The sequence below is a fragment of the Nonomuraea mesophila genome (genome assembly GCF_004352805.1).
Classification (GTDB): Bacteria; Actinomycetota; Actinomycetes; order Streptosporangiales; family Streptosporangiaceae; genus Nonomuraea; species Nonomuraea longispora.
The window spans coordinates 1-4,468 of record NZ_SMLD01000319.1 but is presented as its reverse complement, the minus strand read 5'-3'; the positions used below and the strand labels follow the sequence as shown (position 1 = coordinate 4,468).

The 4,468-nt window shown below is 72.9% G+C and carries 4 protein-coding genes and 1 pseudogene; all 5 read left to right on the top strand.

Features of this window, described 5'->3' with window-relative positions; genetic code table 11:
- The coding region (locus tag E1295_RS47315) for a VWA domain-containing protein (RefSeq protein ID WP_132641835.1) at positions 1 to 547 on the top strand (547 nt) is incomplete at its 5' end.
- Entirely contained in the window at positions 544 to 1,431 is an 888-nt protein-coding gene (locus E1295_RS47310) for an amidohydrolase family protein (protein WP_132641833.1), read from the top strand. The genes E1295_RS47315 and E1295_RS47310, both read left to right, overlap by 4 nt.
- A 192-nt stretch (positions 1,432 to 1,623) precedes the next feature.
- A pseudogene (locus E1295_RS51660) lies at positions 1,624 to 2,988 on the top strand (MFS transporter).
- On the top strand, positions 2,985 to 3,815 hold the full coding sequence (locus E1295_RS47300; protein ID WP_132641831.1) for a ChbG/HpnK family deacetylase: 831 nt from the start codon (positions 2,985 to 2,987) through the stop codon (positions 3,813 to 3,815). Before E1295_RS51660 ends, E1295_RS47300 begins: the two are co-directional and overlap by 4 nt.
- A gap of 147 nt (positions 3,816 to 3,962) precedes the next feature.
- Positions 3,963 to 4,430, top strand: coding sequence for a MarR family winged helix-turn-helix transcriptional regulator (locus tag E1295_RS47295; protein ID WP_132641829.1), 468 nt, complete (start codon positions 3,963 to 3,965; stop codon positions 4,428 to 4,430).
- Positions 4,431 to 4,468: the final 38 nt, after the last annotated feature.

Genomic DNA, 4,468 nt, shown 5'->3' with positions numbered 1-4,468 from the left:
GCACACCCCCGACCTCCTGCGCGTGGCGCACACCGCGCTGCGCGCGGCGCCGGCCCGTACCGAGGTGTTCACCTTCGGCACCGAACTCACGCGGATCACCGCCGCGCTGTCGCACCCGCACGCCGACCAGGCGCTCAGGTCGGTGTCGGAGCTGGTCACCGACGCCGACGGCGGCACGGCGATCGGCGCGTCGCTGCACCGCTTCCTGGGCGAGCCGCGCTTCGCGGCGCTCGCCCGGGGCGCGCTCGTGATCGTCCTGTCCGACGGGCTCGAACGCGGCGACCCGGGCCCCATGGTCCGCGCCACCGCCCGCCTGTCCAGGCTCGGCCACCGGCTCGTCTGGTGGTCGCCCTTGGCCTGCTCGCCCACCTACCGCCCCGCCACGCGCGCCATGTCCGCCCAGCTTCCGAGCCTTGACCACCTCGGCGGCGTCCGCGACCTGGCCACCGCGCTGGCGGAGGTGCGCCGTCTGCCCGCCGTCCTGTCCGGCCGCCGCGGCACCGCGGCACGCCACTGGCCCGCCACACCTCCGGGAGCATCGCGATGACCGGAATCGTCGACTCGCACCACCACATCTGGCGGGCCGCCGACCTGCCCTGGCTGCAGGGGGAGATGGTCCCGCGCATCTTCGGCCCGTACGAGCCGATCCGCCGCGACTATCCCGTTTCCGAGTACGTCGCGGAAGCGGCCCCCTGCGGCATCTCCTCGGCCGTCTACGTCCAGGCCAACTGGCCGCTCGACCGCTCCGTCGACGAGGTGCGCCGGCTGCGCGACGTCCATGCCGAGACCGGCTGGCCCACCGCCGTGGTGGGCTGCGCCGACCTCTTCGCCGACGACGCCCCCGACGTCCTGCGCCGCCAGGCCGCCCTCACCCCGCTCGTCCGCGGAACCCGGCTGCAACTGCACTGGCACGAGCGGCCCGAGTTCCGTTTCGCCGCCGCGCCCGACCGCATGAAGGACCCCGTCTTCCGGCGCAACCTCGCCGCGGTCGCCGACCTCGGCTGGCTGTTCGAGCTCCAGGTGTTCCCCGCCCAGCTGCCCGACGCCGCCGACCTGGTGGCGGACTTCCCCGAGATGACGTTCGTGCTCGTCCACGCCGGGATGCCGGTCGGCTTCGCCCCGCCGGCCGTGGCGGAGTGGACGCGGGGCCTGAGAATGCTCGCCGACCATCCCAACGTCGTGGTGAAGCTCACCGGCCAGGGCACGTTCGTGCACCGCGTGGACCGGGCGCTCATCGAGCGGGTGGCGACCACGTGCCTCGACCTGTTCGGCTCGGGCCGCTGCATGTGGGGCAGCAACTTCCCCGTCGAGAAACTCTGGACCGACCTGCCCACCCTGCTGTCCACCTGGCAGGACGTGCTCGCCGGACGGTCCGCCGGGGAGATCGGCGACGTCTTCACGGCGACGGCCACCCGCGTCTACGGCCTCTGAGCACCCCGCGCTGCGGCAGGACGCGCATCCGGCGACGTACAGGCACGAATCCCGGTGCCGGTCGCGGGCGGGACATTGACATCGTGCGTCGGATGTCTGCATTGTCTGCTCAGCAAGGAAGGTGATCGCGTGTCCCATCCCGGTGACGGCTCCGCCCCGGGTCGGACTCCCGCGTGGCGCTACGCCATCGGGATGTTCGGCACGTCCATCCCGATCAACATGATCAAGGGATCGACGATCCTCTTCTACGTCGACATCCTGGGGCTGGACGTACGCGCGTACGGCGTCGTCATGGTGGTGTACGCGGTCATCGACGCGGTCGACAACCCCCTGCTCGGCCATCTGTCCGACCGCACCAGGAGCCGGTTCGGCAGGCGACGGCCGTGGTTGCTGGCCGGCGCGCCGATGCTCGCGGCCTGCATGGTGGCGTTCTTCTCCGCGCCGGACTCCCTGGACGGCATCGGGCTCGTGCTCTGGTTCGCCGTGTTCGCGATCCTGTGCGAGGCTTTCGACTCGATGCTCAACGCGAACTACGGCGCGCTGCTCCCCGAGCTCTACCCGCGTGAGCGCGACCGCGCCGTGGCCAACAGTCTGCGCCAGGGCTTCCAGCTCGCGGCACTGGTGATCTCGCTCGCGGTCACCCCGGTGCTCACCACGAGCGTCTTCGGCACCGAGGAGTCCACCCAGGGTTTCCGGATCACCGCGATCATCTACGGCGCCATCGCCCTCGTCGTGATCGTGTTCATGGCGCTCGGCGCGCGCGAGCGTCCCCGCTACTCCACGCGCGAGCGGCCCAGGCTGCTGCCCAGCGTGTGGTCGATCGTGCGCAACCCGATGTTCTGGAAGGTCGGGCTCACCGGCGCCTGCTACGGCGTGGCCATGGCGCTCGTGTTGTCCGGCATCCAGCTCTACGTGCGCTATTCGCTCGGGCTGCCCGTCGGCAACGCGCTCTACCTGCAGGGCATCGTCATCCTCATCTCGGCGGGCGGCCTCGTCGTGTGACCGCGCGTCGTCGCGCGGCGCGGCGCCCTGTGGGCCTGGCGGCTGGCCTTCGCGGTCCTCGCGGCCGGCTTCGCCGCCCTGTTCCTCGCCACCGGCCTCGTCACCGCGATCGCCGCGGGTGTGCTGGTGGGGGCCGGCTGGTCGGGCATGCTCGCCACGAACGACCTCATCGTCGCGCGTGTGCTGGACGCCGACGCGGCCCGCAACGGGGAGCACCGCGAAGGGCTGTTCCTGTCCGCGTTCGGCTTCTTCGGCCGGCTCAACGGGATCGTGACCGGGCTCGCGCTCACCTCGCTCGGCGTGTTCTTCGGCTACAACTCCGGCGACGACCCGGGCGCCGACCCCGGGTTCGCGTTCCGGGTGTACCTGTGCGTCTACCCGTTCGTGCTGACGGCGATCGGCGCGGTCGCGGCGCGGTTCGTCTCCGTACCGATCGAGACGCCCCCGGAGGCGTCCGAGCCGGTCGAGCCGCCGTCGCGGAGCCCCGCGGGCGGGCAGGACGGACCGCCGCCTCCTGACGGCGCGGACGAGCCGGCCGCGGAGGCTCCGCGATGAGCCGCCGCCTCGTGATCACGGCCGACGACCTCGGCAGGGAGGCGGGCACCACGGAGGTCATCGTCGCGCTGCTCGCCGAGGGGAACGTCACCGCGACGACGCTCATCTGCGTCTCGCCCGCCGCGGAGCGGGCCGCCTCCCAGGTCGCCGAGCTCGGCGTCGTGCCGCGGCTGCACGTGACGCTCACGAGCGAGCGCGGGATCCCGCGCTGGCGGCCGCTCCACGGCGCGGCCTGCCTGGCCGACGGCGACGGTACGCTCCACGACGATCCGTTCGTCCTGGGAGCCCGGGGCGAGGCACGGCACGTCATGGAGGAGGCGGACGCGCAGCTGCGCTGGATGCGCGTCCGGCGCCTGGCGCCCGTGGCGGCCGACTCCCACGCCGGCACCCTCTACGGCCTGCACGGCCGGTCATGGCTCGCCGAGACGCTCGAATGGTGCGCGCGCCACTGCCTCGCCTTCCGGCTGCCGCGCGACCCCGAGCCGTACATCGGCGGGCCGCTCCCGCCGCGGCTCGCGCAGGCCCACGAGCACGCCGTCGCCCTCGCCGACGCGCTCGGCGTGGCCCTCCCGCAGACGATCGCCACCAACCGTCGCACGGCGCACGAACTCGGCACCTACGAGCGGCTCAGGGACGACTACCTCCGCCGCCTCGCCGCCCTTCCCGAGGGGACGAGCGAGCTGTTCCTGCACCCGTCCCGCGAGGACGCGGTCACGGGGCCCGACGGCGTCGTACGCGCGTGGGAGGCACGGTTGCTGCGTGACCCCGTCTGGCACGACGCGCTGGAGAAGGAGGGCGTCGAACTCGCCGGGGGCTGGTGGGACTGAGGGCCGCGCGGCCGTCGGGATCGTGGACCACGCCGGACTCGCCGGACCCTCGCCGGACCTCGTTGGACACCGTGCCGCGTCCTCCGAGATACTTGCTGTCTCAGCAGCCACGACACACCGCCACCAGCGAGTCAGAGGGATCACTCGATGCCAATGGACGGTCCGACCGTCGATCAGGGCGTGCGAGAGATGATCCTGCTGATGCCCCGGCTCGTCGCGCGGGCCAAGCGCACCCCGGTTCCCGAGCAGCTGCAGGACTTCGCGCTCACGCCGCGCCACCTGTCGCTGCTGGCCCTCCTGCTGCACGACGGTCCCGCCACGGTCAAGACGCTGGCGGGACGGCTGCAGGTCGCCTCGACGACGGTCAGCCTCATGGTCGGCGACCTGAGCCGCAAGGGCATCCTCGCCCGGCACGAGGACGAGCGCGACCGGCGGCGGACCATCGTCAGCATCACCGGCGAGCACCGCGAGGCGATCGAGGGCTGGCTGGCCGCGGGTGCGGCCGCGTGGCGGACCGCGCTGGAGCCCCTGGCCCCCTCGGAGCGGCAACTGGTCATCGACGCGCTGCTCACCTATGAGCGCGAGACGATGAAGAGCACCCGCCGGCCCGACTGACCGGGTCCGCGGACTCCGGGCGGGCGGGTGCTCTTCAT